A 17,544-nucleotide genomic window follows, 5' to 3' on the forward strand; every position below is an offset into this window, starting at 1 on the left:
ATGATTTGCACGAGCATCCTCCAACACGCTTATTGCGGCTCTAGAAAAAAGACTATAGAGCATACGGCACACTTGCTTGAACAAGCGCTAAAAAAACACCCTAAAACCAATTTAGTGGTGTTGCAAGAATTAAACCCTTATAGTTATTTTTGCCAGAGCGAAAACCCTAAATTTTTTGATTTGGGCGAGTATTTTGAAGAGGATAAGGCTTTTTTTAGCGCTTTAGCTCAAAAATTCAAGGTAGTGCTTATTACTTCTTTATTTGAAAAACGCGCTAAAGGGCTGTATCACAACAGCACGGTTGCGTTTGAAAAAGACGGATCAATCGCTGGAGTGTATCGCAAAATGCACATTCCTGATGACCCAGGTTTTTATGAAAAATTTTATTTCACGCCGGGGGATTTGGGCTTTGAGCCTATTACTACAAGCGTGGGGAAATTAGGGCTTATGGTGTGCTGGGATCAGTGGTATCCTGAAGCGGCAAGGATCATGGCTTTAAAAGGGGCAGAAATTTTAATCTATCCTAGCGCGATAGGGTTTTTAGAAGAAGACTCTAATGAAGAAAAAAAGTGTCAGCAAAACGCATGGGAGACGATCCAAAGAGGGCATGCGATCGCTAATGGCTTGCCTTTGATTGCGACTAACAGAGTGGGCGTAGAGTTAGATCCGAGCGGTGCGATTAAAGGGGGCATTACTTTTTTTGGCTCTAGTTTTGTGGTGGGGGCTTTAGGCGAGTTTTTAGCTAAAGCGAGCGATAAAGAAGAAATTTTGTATGCAGAGATTGATTTAGAACGCACCGAAGAAGTGCGCCGAATGTGGCCGTTTTTAAGAGACAGACGCATTGATTTTTATAACGATTTGTTGAAACGCTATAGCTAGTCCATTTAAGATTAGAAAATAAGGTTAGAAAGGATTAAACATGGTAGGTGTAATTTCTTGCGCTAAAAAAGCGCAAAAATTCTATCATTTTTGTGCGGTATTTTCACTTTAACAAGGAGCAAAAATGCTAGAAAATAGCTCTATATGGAGCAATCCTGCCTTTGTAGCTATCATTTGCATGTGCGTTCTTAGCCTTTTAAGGCTCAATGTCATGCTTTCTATGATTAGTGCGACTCTCATAGCAGGGATTATGGGAGGGCTTGGAATCACAGAGAGTTTTAATGTGATGATAGACGGCATGAAAGGCAATTTAAACATCGCTTTAAGCTACATTCTTTTAGGGGCTTTAGCGGTAGCGATCGCTAAAAGCAATCTCATTAAAGTTGCTTTGAGTAAATTAATAAGCTTAATGGATTACAAGCGATCCACTTTTTGCTTTTTGATCGCTTTTATTGCATGTTTTTCGCAAAATTTAGTGCCGGTGCATATCGCTTTTATCCCTATTTTGATCCCCCCTCTTTTGCATTTAATGAACCGACTAGAACTGGATAGAAGAGCGGTCGCTTGCGCTTTAACTTTTGGCTTGCAAGCCCCCTACTTGGTGCTTCCTGTAGGGTTTGGCTTGATTTTTCAAACCACCATTTTAGAGCAATTAAAAGCTAATGGCGTTAGCACTACCATAGCGCAAATCACAGGAGTGATGTGGATAGCAGGATTAGCGATGGTTGCTGGGCTGCTTTTAGCGGTATTGACGCTATACAAAAAACCCAGGCGCTACAAAGAAAAATCTTTTGATATAGAAAATTACGCCTCGCTCCAATTAAACTACCATGACTATTTGACTTTTATAGGGATTGTCGTGGCGTTTGTGATCCAATTAGCCACCGATTCTATGCCCTTAGCCGCTTTTTTAGCGTTAGCGATCATCTTACTAGGGCGTGGCATTAAGTTTAAAGAAACAGACTCTTTAATGGATGATAGCGTGAAAATGATGGCGTTTATCGCTTTTGTGATGTTAGTGGCTAGCGGGTTTGGAGAAGTGTTGCAAAAAGTGCATGCGATAGATGGATTAGTGAATGCGATCACAAGCGTAGTCCAAGGGAAGCTTTTAGGGGCTTTTTTAATGCTTGTTGTAGGGCTTTTTATCACTATGGGGATAGGGACTTCTTTTGGCACGATTCCTATCATCGCTGTGTTTTATGTCCCTTTGTGCGCGAAATTAGGATTCAGCATAGAATCCACGATTTTACTCGTTGGTATAGCCGCAGCTTTAGGCGATGCAGGCTCACCGGCTAGCGATAGCACCATGGGGCCTACTTGCGGGCTTAACGCAGACAACCAACACAATCATATCTATGACACATGCGTGCCGACTTTTTTAGTTTATAATCTCCCTTTGATTGTTTTTGGAGTTCTTGGAGCGTTATTATTAGGCTAATCTATCAAATTAAGAAAATCTTTTCTTTAGCCCTACCCTCTGGGGTTAATGCCTTTTTAGATGTGTTGGTGGTCGCGCTCTCGGTCTTTTTTGTGGGCAAGATTTCACACCATCACATTGTGGCTTTAGGGGTGGGCTTGCAATTTTTGATGCTTTTTTATGGCATCAACACGATTTTATACACCGGTACTAACGCCATTCTTTCTAGGCTTGTGGGGGCTAGGGATTTTGCTCAAATCAATCACGCTTTTTCAAGCATTTTCATTGGGGCGTTTGTGATTTGTTTGGGTGTGCTGTTTGTTTCTTATTTTTTGATTGAGCCTTTTTTAAATTGGATGCAATTGCAAGATCCTTCACGCCAATTGACGCGAGATTATTTAGAAGTCTTGGTTATCGCGCTACCGAGTATTTTTTTAAAAAACGTTTTAGTTTCAGCGCTCGCTAGCTTTTCAGACACCCTAACCCCCTTTATTGTCAAAATCATCATGGTCATTGCATGCATTTTCTTGAATCAAGCCTTGATTTTTGGGGATTTTGGTTTTAAAAAAATGGGGATTGTAGGCTCTGCTTTAGCGAATGTGGTTGTTTCTTATTGGGAATTACTCGCGCTTAGCGTTTGGATACAAATCAAAAAAATCCCTTTAAAATTCACAATAACCTTTCATTTTTCTTTTTTAAAAACCATGTTTAGAGTGGGTTGGCCGGCTGGGTTTGAGCGTTTATTGAGCTTGTTTTCTTTAATACTCTTATCCAAATTTGTAGCGAGCTATGGGGATAAAGTGTTAGCGGGCATGCAAATAGGCATTAGGGTGGAAACCTTTTCATTCATGCCAGGATTTGGGTTTATGATCGCAGCGATGGTTTTAACAGGGCAAAATTTAGGAGCGAACAAGCCAAAGATCGCCACAGAATACGCGCATTTGATTTTAAAAATCTCTATGGGTTTAATGGGGGTTTTAGGGCTTGTTTTAGTCTTATTCGCTAAAGAATTCGCGAGCCTTTTTTCTCAAGATGAAGAAGTTTTGGAAGTGGCGCGCTCTTATTTGATCGCTGTGGGCCTCTCTCAATCCCCCTTAATTGGGTATTTTGTGCTAGATGGAGTTTTTAGGGGGGCTGGCATTTCTAAAGTCTCACTATACATTAACACCTTAAGCTTATGGGGGTTAAGGATCATGCCTATTTACTTGCTTTTAATCTATCATTTTAAGGTGGAATTTATTTTTGTAGTGATCGCATCAGAAACTTTTTTGCGCTCATTCATCTACTATAAAGTTTTTTCTAAAGGCATATGGAAAAGGTGCGGGAAAAAGGCTTGATTATTGCTTGAGCGTAGCGGTCGTTTTGAAACGGCTTTCTCGCACCACTTGCACGCCCACTTCACCCACATACTGAGCGCTCTCTTCTATCTTTTTAGCGATCTTTCTGGCAATAATAGGCACTTGATTGTCCCTAACTTGGTTGGATTTGACAATCACTCTTAATTCTCGCCCGCTCTCCATCGCATACGCCTTTTCAACCCCTTCAAATTCCAGCGCAATCTCTTCTAAAGCTTGCATGCGTTTAGCGTATTCTTCATCGCTCTTTCTTCTAGCCCCAGGACGCCCTGCTGAAAGCGCATCAGCCGCGCACACGCTCGCGCACTCCACGCTCATGATTTCTTCATGCCCATGATGGGCATAAATCGCATTAATCACAACCGGATCTTCTCTATTACGCTTGCACACTTCAACGCCCAAATTCACATGGTCTCTCCCAAGCTCTTGGGTGAGCGCTTTACCAATATCATGCAAAATACCAGCTCTTCTAGCGAGCTTTTTATCCCCCCCAAGCTGTTCTGCAATCAAGCCGGCTAAAAGAGCGACTTCTTTAGAATGCTGTAAGGCGTTTTGCCCAAAACTAGAGCGGTAACGCATTTTACCCAGTAAAATTTTAAGCTCATCTTCCATAGTCCCAAGCTCTAATTCTAAAACGACGCTCTCTCCCTCAGAAAGCAATTCTTTTTCTAGGTTGCGCGCGACTCTGTTATAAACCTCTTCAATCCTATTAGGCTGGATACGGCCGTCTTCTATTAAAATTTTAAGCGTCTCGCTCGCTACTTCACGCCGATAAAGATTGAAACTAGACAAACACAATTTGCTGCTGTCTTCGCTAAATTCTATATCCACCCCACTGACCTTTTTAAACGCTTCAATATTTTTCCCGTCTTTGCCTATCACACGACCGATATAATCTGAGCAAGGCAAAGCGATACAGCTTGTTAAATTCTCTGTCGCATAATTACCCGCAAAACGGGCTGTCGCTTCCGCTAAAATGGCATACGATTTTTTCTTGCCCTCTTCTTTGGCTTCTTTTTCATAACGCCTGATTAACGCGCTTTTTTGGGCTTCTAATTCTTCTTCTAATTGCTCTAAAATCATGCTTTTAATTTCATCTTTAGTATAAGCCATGTAATTGAGCATCGCGTCTAGCGCTTTGGCTTGAGATTCTTTACAAATAGCGCACTGTTTTTTAAAATTTTCCCTCTCTTGTTCTAAAATTTGGCGTTCTTTTTCAAGCTCTTGTTTTTCTTTTTCCAAATAGCGTTTTTCATCTCTTACAAATTCTTTGTGCTGCGCTTCTAAATGTTTCAAATGCGCTTCTTTTTTATCAAAATGGGTTTGGAGTTGCAAATTTTTGTTTTCATATTGCTGTTGCAACTTGTATTCTTGGCCTTTCATGCGCATCTCTTCAGCTTCCACAAAAGATTTCGCTTGAAACTCCATCAATTTGGCTTTAGCTGAAGCGCTTTTTAAAATGGCTTGCCCTTTAGCATAATAGATCTTTTTCATCACATAATACATGATTAGAGCGGTAATCAAACACGCTACCAAGACTTCTAATGAAATGTAAATTAACCCGCTGCTCATAATGCTTCCTCTTATTATTCTTCATAACGATACGAGCATTCATGTAAAGATTCGCTTCAATGTCATAGGCGTCTGTAAGAATACCATTAGCGATCGCTAATTCCCTACTCACAAACACGATTAAGGGGTGTTTTAGTTGCTTTTTGAGCAATTGGGGCAAACTCCTATCATACATGCCTAGCCCAAAACCCACGCGCCTAAAGCTTGTATCCATTCCTAAGATCGGCACGACAATGCAATCTAATTCCCGCTTATAATAGCGCGACAAACTCGGCTCATCAAACCACCCCAAACGCCTTAAGGGCAACCTAAAGGGTGCGATACTAAAACCCTCTTTAGAAAAATGAGTGCCTTTTTTGATGCTTTTAGGCAACCACACGCGCTTATTTTTTTGTCTTAACTTCAAAATCAAAGGCCTAATGTCAAGCTCATGCCCTAATGGGCTATACAATAAAATATTTTGATAATCTTTGAGTTTCCAAAACAAAAGCTTGCAAGCCAATTTATCCCTGACTTTATTTTTTGCTTTAGCCCTTTTCAAGCGTTCTTTACAAAAATCTCTAAAAATCGTTTTAATGGTTATAATCCTTAAATTTTAGACTTACATTATAGTATAATTTTAGGTTATTAGTTACCATTTTATTATTCTTAAGGATGTGTTTATAATGAGAATTAAGGCTTATTTTTTGCGTTTTATCGCGCTGGTTTTTATCGTTTTGTTGGGTTTTAGCGCTTGTAAAAATTCCCAAAAATCTCAAGATTCTCAAAACAATACCACCCAAGAAAATAGCCCTAAAACCTACACCGCTATGGATTTGAATAACCAAGAATACACGATTACAGGCGATTTAGATTCTTTAAATATCAGCCCGGATTCTAACACCCCTACCCTATTGATTTTAAGCGCTTTAGACGATTTTTTAAAAGATTACGCCCCCACCTTTAACATCTTAAAAAAAACTTTTAAAGATCGTTTGAGAGTGCTTATTTTACTCAATCAACCCTACTCAAGCGATGCAATCAAAGACTTTAGCGCACATTTTCAAGCTGATTTGATGATTTTAAACCCTAAAGATACCGCTCTTTTTAATCATTTAAACCATGACGCTTTAAACCATTCCTTTAACATGCTCTTATATGACAAACACCAATTGATTAAAATGTATCAAGGGATCGTGCCAGCAGAAATGCTCCAATTTGATATTTCCCACTTAAAGGATTAAAAATTATGTTTAATTTTTTCAAAAAAATTGTCAATAAAATTAAGGGCGAAGAGACTAAAGAAAAAAAGCGTGAAAATATTCCTAAAGAGGCATTAGAAGAAATTTTGATTGGCTTTGACATCCAATACGATTTGATAGAGAGCCTGTTACAGCATTTAGGCGATTTGGTTACGCCCAAGCAATTAGAAGTCGCTTTGTTGCGTTTTGTGCGTGGGGAAAGCTATTATGATAAAACCCGCCTAAAGACTATCACCACAAAACCCTTAGTGCATTTGATTGTGGGGGTTAATGGGGCGGGTAAAACCACAACGATCGCTAAATTAGCTAAGCTCTCTTTAAAACAGCATAAAAAAACGCTTTTAGGAGCCGGCGATACTTTTAGAGCGGCCGCAGTCAAACAGCTGCAGTTATGGGGCGAAAAGCTTAACATTCAAGTCATTAGCGCCAAAGAAGGGAGCGATCCAAGCTCTCTAGCTTACAACACCATAGAAAGCGCGATCGCTAAAAATATAGATGAAGTTTTTATAGACACCGCTGGGAGGCTGCACAATCAGACCAACCTTAAAAACGAGCTTTCTAAAATCGCACGCACCTGCTCTAAAGTTTTAAAAGACGCCCCCTTTTATAAATTCCTTATTTTAGACGGCACGCAAGGGAGTTCTGGGCTAACGCAAGCGAAAATTTTCCATGAGACTTTGGCGTTAGACGGCGTGATTATGACTAAGCTTGATGGCACTTCTAAAGGCGGAGCGATTTTAAGCGTGCTGTATGAGTTGAAATTACCCATTCTTTATTTAGGAATGGGCGAAAAAGAAGACGATTTGATCGCTTTTGATGAAGAACGCTTTATAGCAGATTTGGTTGATGCGGTGTTTGTGGAACAATAAATTAAAAAATGCTATTAGCGTTTTTATAAAATTCTAAATTATTGATTAATAATAACCCTAAAACTTATATCAATGTGGTTTGCTTCTTGCAAAGCGTTACAAATCTCTGCGTTTTTGGCATAAAACTCCTTGCGCGGGATATGGGAATAAAGCTTTTTGTGCGCTTCATCAATCCTGCAAATTAACGGGCGCGATTCATAAATCTTGCACAGATTCGTTTCTAAATCCAAAAACTTGCACACCCCATTGCCAGCATCAAACCCAATAAGCTCAATAATCCCAGCGATATTTTTACAGCAAAGCCCACAAGAGGTGCAAGGGAAACGATTAAGGGTTGTTTGCTTTTTTGATTCTTCCATTGCTCGCTTCTTTATACTCTCTCTTTCATGCCCTTTTTTCCTCTTTTAAAGCTCTATAGCCCTAAGAAGTCTTATCGTCTCTTAGATCTTCAAGCTGTGCCTGCCTAAAACTAATACCACGCAAGCTATAATTCCCATTTTCTAAGCTACCCGTCTGATCTCGCATGAGATTGAGCGCGTTTTGCGCTTTTTCGTTAAGCTTTTGGTGTTCGTCCATGATAGGCACTTTCAAAAAAGCGCTCAAAGTCATAAGGGTTGAAACGGTAACGCTAAGTTGATCTTTTTCTTTTTGATTGTAGCGAGAGATATCGTAGTGATGCTTTTTCATCGTGGCGATGGCGTCTTGAGAAAGCGAGAAAAACAGCGCGTCAAACTTTGTGATCTGCCTAGTGAAAAGCTTTGCCATTTTCTCAACGGATCTAAGATTATCAATCATCACATCCGCTTTTTTGACGGCTGCTTCAACTTGAGAGCAATAAGCCTTAGCATCGTCTCGCTTTTTTTCCATTTTAGAAGCGCTAAAAGCCCCCAAAATAGCGAGTGCAGGCCCAGCAACAAGTCCTCCAAGCACTGCCATACCCCCAACCATACCAAAGCCACCCACAGAGAGCGCCCCACCACCAAGCCAAGCAAGGGTAGCGTTTGTCGCTGCAACACCACTAAGCTCAGCGATCGCTACACCACTAGTAGCCGTGCTAGCAAACATGCCCACCCCAGCGTATGCGCCATAAGCCGCAAACACTCCTCCTCCTATAGCGCTCCCAACCGCACCAGAAACATCAAGAAAATCCATCTCACGATATTGATTGGTAATTTCTTGCGCGTCTGAAACTTGACCTTGAATGTCTTGCATGTTGATACTTTCGATGTTGATATCTTCGATAGTGATCCTACTGCGTTCCAATCGGTGGAAATGATCCAAAAAGTTTGAAACCGTATGGCTTAAAACATGGAGTTTTTTCTCGCCAAACCTCATAAAAGCACGCTTGCAATCAGACTCCGCAGACTCAGCCTTTTTAGTTGCTTCCTCTTTTAAACTCTCTGCCTTTTTGATAAATTCATCAGCTTCGCAATCGGCATCGAGCGCATCAATCCCTTTTTTGACTCCGTATCCTGCTGCCACTAGGGCTAGCCCTCCTAAAATGAATGGTAATGGCATGTTTTTCTCCTTAAATGTTATTTTTTGTTGTTTAAGATTTCTTGAATTTTGAACACATGATCGAACGCAAAACGCATAGACATGAGCCACAGAGGACTCAGCAGATCTCTCATAAGAATACCATGTCTGATACTTTTCAAAGCTTCTAGATTTTCATCAATGCTTTTTTGAAGCTCAGCGTGCACGGCTTTCTTTTGTTCTCTTGGCAAATCGCTTGCATCAATCAGATCTTTATGGAGATAAGCAAAATGAAGCGTTTGAGCAATATCAATCATTTCTTCAATAACACTGTCTTCAATCCCATGCGTTCTAGCGGCTTGTGCGAATTTCTCACGATCTCTTTGACTGAAAGAACCACCCTTTTCTAGCGACTCTATCACATTGGTTACAACCGCATATTTATCATTTTTTTCCATGTTTTCTCCTTTACATTCTTATGTCTTTATTATATGTCTTTATTACTGGTAATCAATTCCCAAATTTCTTTAGAATTATTAAACAACGGCTTTTGACCTAGCCATTCTCGGTTTTTATTATTGACTCTTATACCTGAATCCGCATCGCCTGCATAAAGCACACGCTCAAGCTCATCAAAATTCTGATTGAAAAACCTTGTAGTTTCATGAAAATATTGCTCAAACACCTCCTTAAATTGATTTTGATAAATCTCTAACAGCTTGATGAATTCACGGCATTCTCTTTCAATCTCAATACGCCTTTGGCGCGCCAATTTAGCCTCTTCACGAGCCTTTAGAAAGGTGTGAAGAAATTTACTCGCCATTGGAGCTAAAACACTAATCAAAGGTCCAATCCCAGGAATAGAGGAACTAATACTAGCTACTTTGTTACCAAACTTAACTAAAATGCCACTCAGAAGATTTTTACCAGCATGATGAAGTTGTTCAATCAATTCCGTCTCATCGATCTTCTTAGAAAGATAATTATCAAAAATTTTAACATTTTTCGCACCAGTATCTAAAATCATCGCTTGCCATGAGTCTTTGCCAAGGCTTTGGCTGACTTTATTAACGCTACTTTGCACCATTTCTCCAAAAGATGATCCTATGAACGCACTACCATAACTACGCACTACATCTTTTGTCGTGGCAATAGCGGTGTTCTTGAGCAATTCTTTGGGGTCTTTACCCTTTGCGATACATTCAAAGACATTCGTTAGCACTAAAGACCCAAAGTCCGCCGATTGTATTTGTGGTGTTGTTGTATTTTTTTCTCTATCTTTTTTCATGACCTAACTCCAAAAAAGAGAGATTTAAAAAAAGCGAGAGATTTTGGGGATTTTAAAAGGTTTAGGGTAGGCTTATAAGTAACCCCCCCCCCGAAAGACCGGAAACTAAAAAGCCGGAAATAAAAAACGCTAGGACTTTTTCCATAAAGACCTCCTCATTGTTTGATCCTAGCCACTATAACCAAAAATCCTAAACAAACCGCTTGATTTTTAAATAAAAAGGTTTAAAATGGTAAATATTTTCCCCTACCCCCCTGTATAGTAAAACGCCCTTGTGGGAGTTTTGCTGTTTTTATCATTCCACATGTTTTTTTCTGGTTTATTGATGATAGATTGTTTTAAAAGCCTTTTCATCATTTTTATATCTTTATTTATGATCGCTTCTTTAGCGTCTATGGCGTCTTGATAGTATAAACATGGGCAAATCTTGCCATCAGAAGCCAAACGGATACGATTGCAAGATTGGCAAAAATCATCGCTATGCGGGGCGATAATGCCAAATTGATAGCCATTTTCTAGCGTGTAGATTTTAGAAGACCCTTGTTTGGGTTTTTCCATGCCCATAATCTTATATTTTTGAGCGATCAGATCTAAAATTTCTCGCTCTTTCAAGCCTTTAACCAAATCCTTAGCATGCGTATTTTCCATAAATTCAATGTAGCGGATTTGTATGCTTCTGTTTTTTGCGTATTCTAAAAGCTCTAAGATTTCATCATCATTAACGCTTTTCATCACAACCGTGTTTAATTTGAGTTTTAAACCCACTTTCAAGGACTCTTCAATCCCTTCTAGCGCGTTTTTAAGAGCGTCTTTTTGAGAGATTTTTAAAACCCTATCGCTTTTTAAAGAATCTAATGAAACATTCACCCGTGATAACCCGGCATTTTTTAAATCCTTAGCCATTTTTTTGAGTAAAAAACCATTAGTGCTTAAAACTAACGCCACTTCTTTATTGTAAGCATGCAATTTAGCGATAAACTCGTCTAAACCCTTGCGTAATAGTGGCTCCCCACCCGTGATTCTAATTTTTTTAACGCCCTCATCAATAGCGATTTTAAGAAATTCTAAAATATTATCCAAAGGCAATAATTCTTCATCATCAAAAAAATCTAATGGCGTAGCAGGCATGCAATACTGACACCTGAAATTGCATTGTTTGGTTACAGACACCCTAATATAATCAATAACCCTATTAAAACTATCTACTAACACTCCCTTTATCCCTTATGCCCTTTATTTAAGCTTTTAGTGTAACATAATAAAACAACGACTTAACAACATCAAAACGGATAGATCTTTTGAAAAACCCTATCATTGATAACATTCCTTGCGTTTTATTAGCTGGGGGCAAAAGCTCTCGTTTCATCATCAATAATGTTCAAATCAATAAGGCTCTCATGCCTTTAAAATCGTATTCTAGCCTTTTAGAATACCAATACTCGCGCCTTTTAAAACTTTTCAAACAAGTCATTATCAGCGCTAAGAAATCGTATGAACTAAACGCTCCCTACCTTTTAGAAAAAGAGAGCGGCCTTTTTTCACCCCTTGTTGGCATTTATAACGCTTTTTTAACGCTGCAAACCCCTTATATTTTTTTTATCGCTGTAGATGTGCCTTTAGTGTCCTTTGAGAGCATTAAAACTCTTTGTAAAATCCAAAACTTTAGCGTAGTCTATGCTAAAAGCCCCACAAAAGAACATTATTTGATTTCTTTGTGGCATCAAAATACCCTTAACGCTCTTAGTTACGCCCTTAAAACGCAAAATTATCGCTTGAGCGATCTTGTGAAAAATACCTCTTCAACCGCTATCCATTTTGATAAAGAAGAAGAATTTTTAAACCTCAACACCCTAAAAGACTATGAATTAGCCGTTCAAATTTTAAAAGAGGGATCAAATGGCTGAAGAAGAAAAAACCGAACTCCCTAGCGCGAAAAAAATCCAAAAAGCCAGAGAAGAAGGCAATGTGCCTAAAAGCATGGAAGTGGTGGGGGTTTTAGGGTTATTAGCCGGGCTAATGAGTATTTTTGTTTTTTTTATATGGTGGGTGGATGGCTTTAGCGAAATGTATCGCCATGTGTTGAAAGACTTTTCCCTAGATTTTAATAAAGAAAGCGTTCAAGAGCTGTTTAACCAACTAGCTAAAGACACTTTTTTATTGCTTTTACCCCTTTTAATCATTTTAATGGTGGTGGCGTTTTTATCCAATGTCTTGCAATTTGGCTGGCTCTTTGCCCCTAAAGTCATTGAACCCAAATTTTCTAAAATCAACCCTATCAATGGCGTCAAAAACCTTTTTTCTTTAAAAAAGCTCCTTGATGGCAGTTTGATCACTTTAAAAGTTTTTTTAGCTTTTTTTCTGGGGTTTTTCATCTTTTCCTTGTTTTTAGGGGAATTAAACCATGCGGCTCTTTTGAATTTGCAAGGCCAGTTGTTGTGGTTTAAAAGCAAGGCGTTATTACTCATTTCTTCGCTTTTGTTTTTATTTTTTGTCTTGGCTTTTGTGGATTTAGTGATCAAACGCCGCCAATACACCAACTCTTTAAAAATGACTAAACAAGAAGTTAAAGACGAATACAAACAGCAAGAAGGAAACCCAGAAATCAAAGCCAAAATCCGCCAAATGATGGTAAAAAACGCCACGAATAAAATGATGCAAGAAATCCCTAAAGCTAATGTCGTGGTGACTAACCCTACCCATTATGCCGTCGCTCTTCAATTTGATGAAGAACACCCTGTGCCTGTGGTGGTGGCTAAAGGCACGGATTATTTAGCCATTAGGATTAAGGGCATCGCTAGAGAGCATGACATAGAAATTATAGAAAATAAAACGCTCGCTAGAGAGCTTTATAGAGACGTGAAATTAAACGCCGCCATACCAGAAGAATTGTTTGAAGCGGTGGCGATTGTCTTCGCTCAAGTGGCTAAACTAGAGCAAGAACGCCAAAAACAAAAAATCATCAAACCTCTTTAAGATTTCTTAAACCCGCTTTTAAGCCCCAAAAAGACACTCAATCAAAGACACTCAAAAAACTTTAGCTATCCCTATTTGATGAGAGCTTTAAACTTGATGCTCCAAACGCCTTAAAGTGTTATGGATGTATTCTAAAAGCCACCCCAATAAGCCTAAAAAGTAAAAACCCAACCGCATGCCATAGTATTCTTTAGTTTGAATGAACATGCTAGAACACAGCACCACCACGCTAAGCCCCACGATCAAAATAAGCGTGTTAGCGTATTCATACAACCCAAAAAGGCGTTTGTGATAGATTAAAACCAGTATCAATAAAATAAGAGCGAGTGTAAAAAGGGAAAAATCCACGCAATCAGACACGCTTAAAAATCTAAAACTCTGTAAAGAAGAAGCAAAAACCCACACGATGCAAATATTCATAGAGGGCAAGAAAGATTGCTTCATGCTAGCCCCTAAAAAACGCCACAATAAAGCCGCTAACAGCGCAAAATAGAAAAGATAAAGCACCATTAAAGAATGTTTAACAGGAAAATTCCAAGCGTAGAAAGAAAGGCATAAGATCCCTACGCAAGCGCATTTTTGGCGCGTGAGGGTGAAAGGCTTTAAAATAAGCACAAGCAGATAAATCAAAGAAACGCCTATTAGCCCCAAGTAATCTAATTTGACAATGAAATCATAAACATGGTTTTCAAACAAAAAAAATAATTGGGAAAAATCATCGCTGAAATGCGAAAACAACAAAGTTTCCGCATTGAACAAAAACAACAAAAAAAACAATGAAGAAAAAACGACTTTATGCGTGTATATTTTTTGATAAAAATTCATCTACAACCTAATCATTGCCTAATCATTCTTGCTGAAGAAACTATCAATGCCATCAGCAATGCCCTTAGCCAAGATTTTTTGATACGGTTTGCTTTGGATGCGTTTAGATTCTATCGCATGGGAATTATAACCAATTTCTATTAAAATTGAAGGCATTAAAGCCCCGGCTAACACCCAAAAAGGCCCCTCTCTCACACCCCCATCCACCACATCAGGGTAATTTTTGCGGATACTTTGGAGCATGCCGTATTGCACATCAATCGCTAATTTGTTAGAAACAATCAATCGCTGCGTGTTCAATGAATTTAAAAACAAACTTTTAGAAAAATAATCCATTAAATTCACATCGTCTTTATTTTCTTGCTCAGCCACTTTCCTAGCCCTTTCACTCCTTGCGGTGGATAAAAAATAAGTCTCTATACCATGAGCGTTAGAGGTGGAGCGTTTAGGGATGGAATTGGCATGCACTGAGATGAATAAATCCGCCCCTTTTTTATTGGCTAATTCCGTGCGAGCCACTAAATCAATATAAACATCCTTATCCCTTGTCAATAAAACGCTATAGCCTCTTTTTTTAAGCTCTTTGTATAAAAACTTCACCACTTCTAAAACAATGTCTTTTTCACACACCAAATTCGCGCTCATCGCCCCGCAATCTTTCCCCCCATGCCCAGCGTCTAAAACGATCTTTTTGTGTTTTTTGCGTTTGGTTTTGATGAAAGTATCATTTTTTTCTGCTATAAAAACTTGGTTCTTACTCTCATTTTCTGCTTCTTTTTTAGGAATTTCTTTTTTAGCGTTCCTTTCGTTCAATGGAGAATGCGCGTGTTTTGAGCGCGCATGCTTAATGGGCGTTTTTTCTTTAGACTTTTTAGCCTCTTTTTTAATGGGTTTAGAGGTGGGTTTTAGCGTCTGGTGTTTGAGTGCATGGTGTTTAGGTGGTTTTAGCACCATTTGATGCCTAATTAAGGGCTTTTTCTCCACGATAGAAACATAGAGCTTGTCTTTAAGGATTTTAACCTCATAAGTCATCTTAGGAGCATAGCCGATAACCACTCGTGCTAATTTAGGGCTGAATTGCGCGATCGTGATAAAAGATTGCTTGGAAAATTGGTAATGCTTTTTAGGAATAGTTAAAACGGCTTCTAATTCCAAATAACTCTTGAAATTTTTGAGCGGAACTTCTTTGAATTTCTTAATTTCTTGATTGAACACCACTTTAACGCTACTAGAGCCAAAAGGCACAATGTTGGTAATTTTAAGGGTTGTAGCACAAGCAAAATGCAACCAAAAAAGACATGCAACAACCCCTAACCTCACAAGCACTACAAATTAACCCTCTGTAAGCTCTTTAATCAATTCATGCACGCTGATAATCTTATCCACTCTATAGCCATTAGCCCCGGTAAAATAAAGCCCCTCTTCTCTGTTGCCTAAATAACTGCGCCCCAAACCATCAGCGATACAATAGCCCACCTTTTTAGCTTCTTCACCTCTGTTACAAGGCGCTACACAATTGCTCACGCATGCGATTTTAGGAGCGTTACCCTCTTCAATGCGCTTGATCACTCCCGTATTAATAGCCCTAGCCGGATAGCCTACAGGCGATTTAATGAGTAAAATATCTTCTTTTTTGAGCGTGGGCAAAAGATCGGCATACGCTTTAGCGTCGCATTCTTTCGTGCCTAAAAAACGAGTCGCCATTTGCACCCCACTCGCTCCAAGACTTAGCATGGTGTCTATATCTTTCCTGTCCCAAATCCCCCCCGCAGCGATGATAGGGATATTCCCCCATTCTTTAGAAGCTTCCACGACTTTAGGCACTAAGTTTTCTAATTGGAATTCTTCTTTGAAACAATCTTCGTATTTAAAGCCCTGATGTCCCCCACTCAAAGGCCCCTCCACAATGAATGCGTCCGGGATTCTTTTATAGCGATCGCTCCATCTTTTACAAAGGATTTTTAAAGCCTTCGCTGAAGAAATAATAGGGATGAGCGCCACATCGCTAAAATCCTTAGCGAATTCAGGCATGTTAGTGGGCAAACCAGCCCCTGTAATGATAATATTCGCTCCTGCTTCACAAGAATCCCTTAAAACACGGCCATAGTCATTGATAGCGTATAAAATATTCGCTCCTAAAGGCTTGTTCCCGCAAATCTTCCTAGCGTTTGCAAAAATCTCATTCAACGCTTTTTTGGAGTAAAAATTCAAGGCTTCAAAGGGTTTTTTAGCCACAATCCTTTCTACAAAACGCATGTTTTTATAATAACCAGTCCCTACGGCTGAAATCACTCCTAAAGCCCCTTCTTTGGCAACATTTCCAGCTAGTTCATCCCAGCTAATCCCCACACCCATTCCCCCTTGAAAGATAGGGAATTTTATGGTGTGCTTACCGATTTTTAGCGGTTTGAGTGTTGATACCATAGCTCTTTCCTTAATATTAGTTAATATTTAATTTCATAAATCTTTTCTTACCAAGCTGTATAACATAATTTCCTTTAACAAAACGATAACTCTCATCTTTTATCACTTCTTGATTAATCTTTACCCCTCCCCCTTGAATATCGCGCCTGGCTTGTGAAGTGGATGGGCAAAAGCCAATCTGTTTTAAAACATCTAAAACCCCAACCCCCTCATCAAAATCGCTCTCTAATAAAATTTCAGGCAAAAGGTTTGCGCTAAACACTTTAGAAAATTGCTCTTTAGCCTTGAAGGCTTGATCATTGTTATAATAACGAGCCACGATTTCACTAGCGAGATCTTCTTTAACGGCTTTAGGGTGCAGGGTTTGATTTAAAATACCATGTTTTAAGTCTTCAATTTCTTCTAAAGTCTTAGCGCTCAAAAGGGTGTAGTATCGCCACATGAGATCATCGCTCACGCTCATGATCTTCCCAAACATCGCATTAGGCTCTTCAGTGATCCCCACATAATTCCCCAAGCTTTTACTCATTTTTTGCACCCCATCAAGCCCCTCTAATAAAGGCATGGTGATGATAGACTGCTCTTTATTCAAGCCATAAGCGCGTTGTAAAAAACGCCCCACCAGCAAATTAAACTTTTGATCATTGCCCCCAAGCTCAATATCCGCATCTATCGCTACTGAATCATAACCTTGCAACAAAGGGTATAAAAATTCCACGATGCTAATGGGGCGGTTTTCTTTATAGCGTTTAGCAAAATCGTCCCTTTCTAGCATTCTAGCGACTGAAAACTTCGCGCACAATTCTATCATGCCCTTTGTGCCTAAAGTATCCAACCAAGCGGAATTAAAGCACACTTCGGTGTGTTGTTGATCTAAAATTTTATAGATTTGCTCTTCATAAGTTTTAGCGTTTTCTAAGACTTGCTCCCGGCTTAAGGGCTTCCTCGTTTCATTTTTACCCGTAGGATCGCCTATCATAGCGGTAAAATCCCCAATCAAAAACTTGACCCTAGCCCCATACTGCTGCAATAAAGCTAATTTTTGGATCAATACCGTATGCCCTAAATGCAAATCGGGAGCGGTCGGATCAAACCCGGCTTTAACGATAAAGCGTTCATTGGTTTCGTAATATTTTCTCACTAACTTTTCAATATATTCTAATCCAATGATTTCATTAGCGCCTCTTTTGATCTCTTTTAAGGCGGTACTGACTTTTTGTTCCAT

The 17,544-nt window shown here is 39.3% G+C and carries 18 protein-coding genes; 7 read left to right on the forward strand and 11 right to left on the reverse strand.

All coding sequences use genetic code 11. The annotated features are described in order from the left end of the window. The 3 genes from EAL44_RS03925 to EAL44_RS03935 all read left to right on the forward strand — a co-directional run bounded on the left by EAL44_RS03925 (position 1) and on the right by EAL44_RS03935 (position 3,633). Positions 1–879, forward strand: a complete 879-nt coding sequence (locus EAL44_RS03925; protein ID WP_121074928.1) for a carbon-nitrogen hydrolase — start codon at positions 1–3, stop codon at positions 877–879. Positions 880–1,003: 124 nt separating this feature from the next. Beyond that, complete coding sequence (locus EAL44_RS03930) at positions 1,004–2,317, forward strand: Na+/H+ antiporter family protein (RefSeq protein ID WP_121074931.1); 1,314 nt, start codon at positions 1,004–1,006, stop codon at positions 2,315–2,317. After that, a complete protein-coding gene (locus EAL44_RS03935) occupies positions 2,317–3,633 on the forward strand; it encodes an MATE family efflux transporter (RefSeq protein ID WP_240448895.1) in 1,317 nt (438 codons plus the stop codon). The genes EAL44_RS03930 and EAL44_RS03935 overlap by 1 nt, the downstream gene beginning before the upstream one ends. On the opposite strand, the gene rny is transcribed toward EAL44_RS03935, so the two are convergent. Further along, positions 3,634–5,145 (reverse strand): ribonuclease Y, encoded by a 1,512-nt coding sequence (gene rny, locus EAL44_RS03940; protein ID WP_240448897.1) that lies wholly within the window; start codon positions 5,143–5,145, stop codon positions 3,634–3,636. It lies immediately after the preceding gene. Further along, positions 5,123–5,791 carry a 5-formyltetrahydrofolate cyclo-ligase gene (locus tag EAL44_RS03945; protein ID WP_121074940.1) on the reverse strand — a complete coding sequence of 223 codons (669 nt, stop codon included), beginning with the start codon at positions 5,789–5,791 and terminating at the stop codon, positions 5,123–5,125. The genes rny and EAL44_RS03945 overlap by 23 nt, the downstream gene beginning before the upstream one ends. 97 nt (positions 5,792–5,888) lie before the next feature. Between EAL44_RS03945 and EAL44_RS03950 the strand changes: the two genes are divergently transcribed. Further along, complete coding sequence (locus EAL44_RS03950) at positions 5,889–6,446, forward strand: hypothetical protein (protein ID WP_121074943.1); 558 nt, start codon at positions 5,889–5,891, stop codon at positions 6,444–6,446. A gap of 5 nt (positions 6,447–6,451) precedes the next feature. Then, positions 6,452–7,333, forward strand: a complete 882-nt coding sequence (ftsY, locus tag EAL44_RS03955; protein WP_121074946.1) for a signal recognition particle-docking protein FtsY — start codon at positions 6,452–6,454, stop codon at positions 7,331–7,333. Between the two features lie 38 nt (positions 7,334–7,371). Here ftsY and EAL44_RS03960 read toward each other — a convergent pair whose 3' ends face one another. From EAL44_RS03960 to moaA, 5 genes are all read right to left on the reverse strand, one after another. Then, a complete protein-coding gene (locus EAL44_RS03960) occupies positions 7,372–7,692 on the reverse strand; it encodes a YkgJ family cysteine cluster protein (protein WP_121074949.1) in 321 nt (106 codons plus the stop codon). Positions 7,693–7,753: 61 nt separating this feature from the next. Beyond that, positions 7,754–8,851: a glycine zipper family protein gene (locus EAL44_RS03965; protein WP_121074952.1), complete on the reverse strand. Its 1,098-nt coding sequence runs from the start codon at positions 8,849–8,851 to the stop codon at positions 7,754–7,756. A gap of 17 nt (positions 8,852–8,868) precedes the next feature. Continuing rightward, a complete protein-coding gene (locus tag EAL44_RS03970; RefSeq protein WP_121074955.1) occupies positions 8,869–9,267 on the reverse strand; it encodes a hypothetical protein in 399 nt (132 codons plus the stop codon). A gap of 29 nt (positions 9,268–9,296) precedes the next feature. Continuing rightward, complete coding sequence (locus EAL44_RS03975) at positions 9,297–10,097, reverse strand: hypothetical protein (RefSeq protein WP_121074958.1); 801 nt, start codon at positions 10,095–10,097, stop codon at positions 9,297–9,299. A 246-nt stretch (positions 10,098–10,343) separates the two neighbouring features. Beyond that, a complete protein-coding gene (gene moaA, locus EAL44_RS03985) occupies positions 10,344–11,309 on the reverse strand; it encodes a GTP 3',8-cyclase MoaA (RefSeq protein ID WP_121074961.1) in 966 nt (321 codons plus the stop codon). Positions 11,310–11,395: 86 nt separating this feature from the next. Here moaA and mobA point away from each other — a divergent pair, with 86 nt between their 5' ends. Together mobA and flhB are read left to right on the forward strand one after the other, a co-directional pair. Next, positions 11,396–12,001 carry a molybdenum cofactor guanylyltransferase MobA gene (gene mobA, locus EAL44_RS03990; protein WP_121074964.1) on the forward strand — a complete coding sequence of 202 codons (606 nt, stop codon included), beginning with the start codon at positions 11,396–11,398 and terminating at the stop codon, positions 11,999–12,001. Further along, positions 11,994–13,070: a flagellar biosynthesis protein FlhB gene (gene flhB / locus EAL44_RS03995; protein WP_121074967.1), complete on the forward strand. Its 1,077-nt coding sequence runs from the start codon at positions 11,994–11,996 to the stop codon at positions 13,068–13,070. Before mobA ends, flhB begins: the two co-directional genes overlap by 8 nt. Positions 13,071–13,157: 87 nt before the next feature. Here flhB and EAL44_RS04000 read toward each other — a convergent pair whose 3' ends face one another. The 4 genes from EAL44_RS04000 to tyrS are packed head-to-tail and all read right to left on the reverse strand — an operon-like array spanning position 13,158 to position 17,544. Continuing rightward, the gene (locus EAL44_RS04000) at positions 13,158–13,895 is read right to left on the reverse strand and encodes a hypothetical protein (protein ID WP_121074970.1); all 738 of its coding nucleotides are present in this window, start codon (positions 13,893–13,895) and stop codon (positions 13,158–13,160) included. Positions 13,896–13,913: 18 nt separating this feature from the next. Further along, entirely contained in the window at positions 13,914–15,221 is a 1,308-nt protein-coding gene (locus EAL44_RS04005; RefSeq protein ID WP_121074973.1) for an N-acetylmuramoyl-L-alanine amidase family protein, read from the reverse strand. A 6-nt stretch (positions 15,222–15,227) separates the two neighbouring features. Continuing rightward, entirely contained in the window at positions 15,228–16,319 is a 1,092-nt protein-coding gene (gene fabX, locus EAL44_RS04010; protein WP_000255226.1) for a decanoate oxidase/trans-2-decenoyl-[acyl-carrier protein] isomerase FabX, read from the reverse strand. A gap of 16 nt (positions 16,320–16,335) precedes the next feature. Next, complete coding sequence (gene tyrS / locus EAL44_RS04015) at positions 16,336–17,544, reverse strand: tyrosine--tRNA ligase (RefSeq protein ID WP_121074976.1); 1,209 nt, start codon at positions 17,542–17,544, stop codon at positions 16,336–16,338.

The sequence above is a fragment of the Helicobacter pylori genome, assembly GCF_003637685.1.
GTDB lineage: Bacteria > Campylobacterota > Campylobacteria > Campylobacterales > Helicobacteraceae > Helicobacter > Helicobacter pylori_CJ.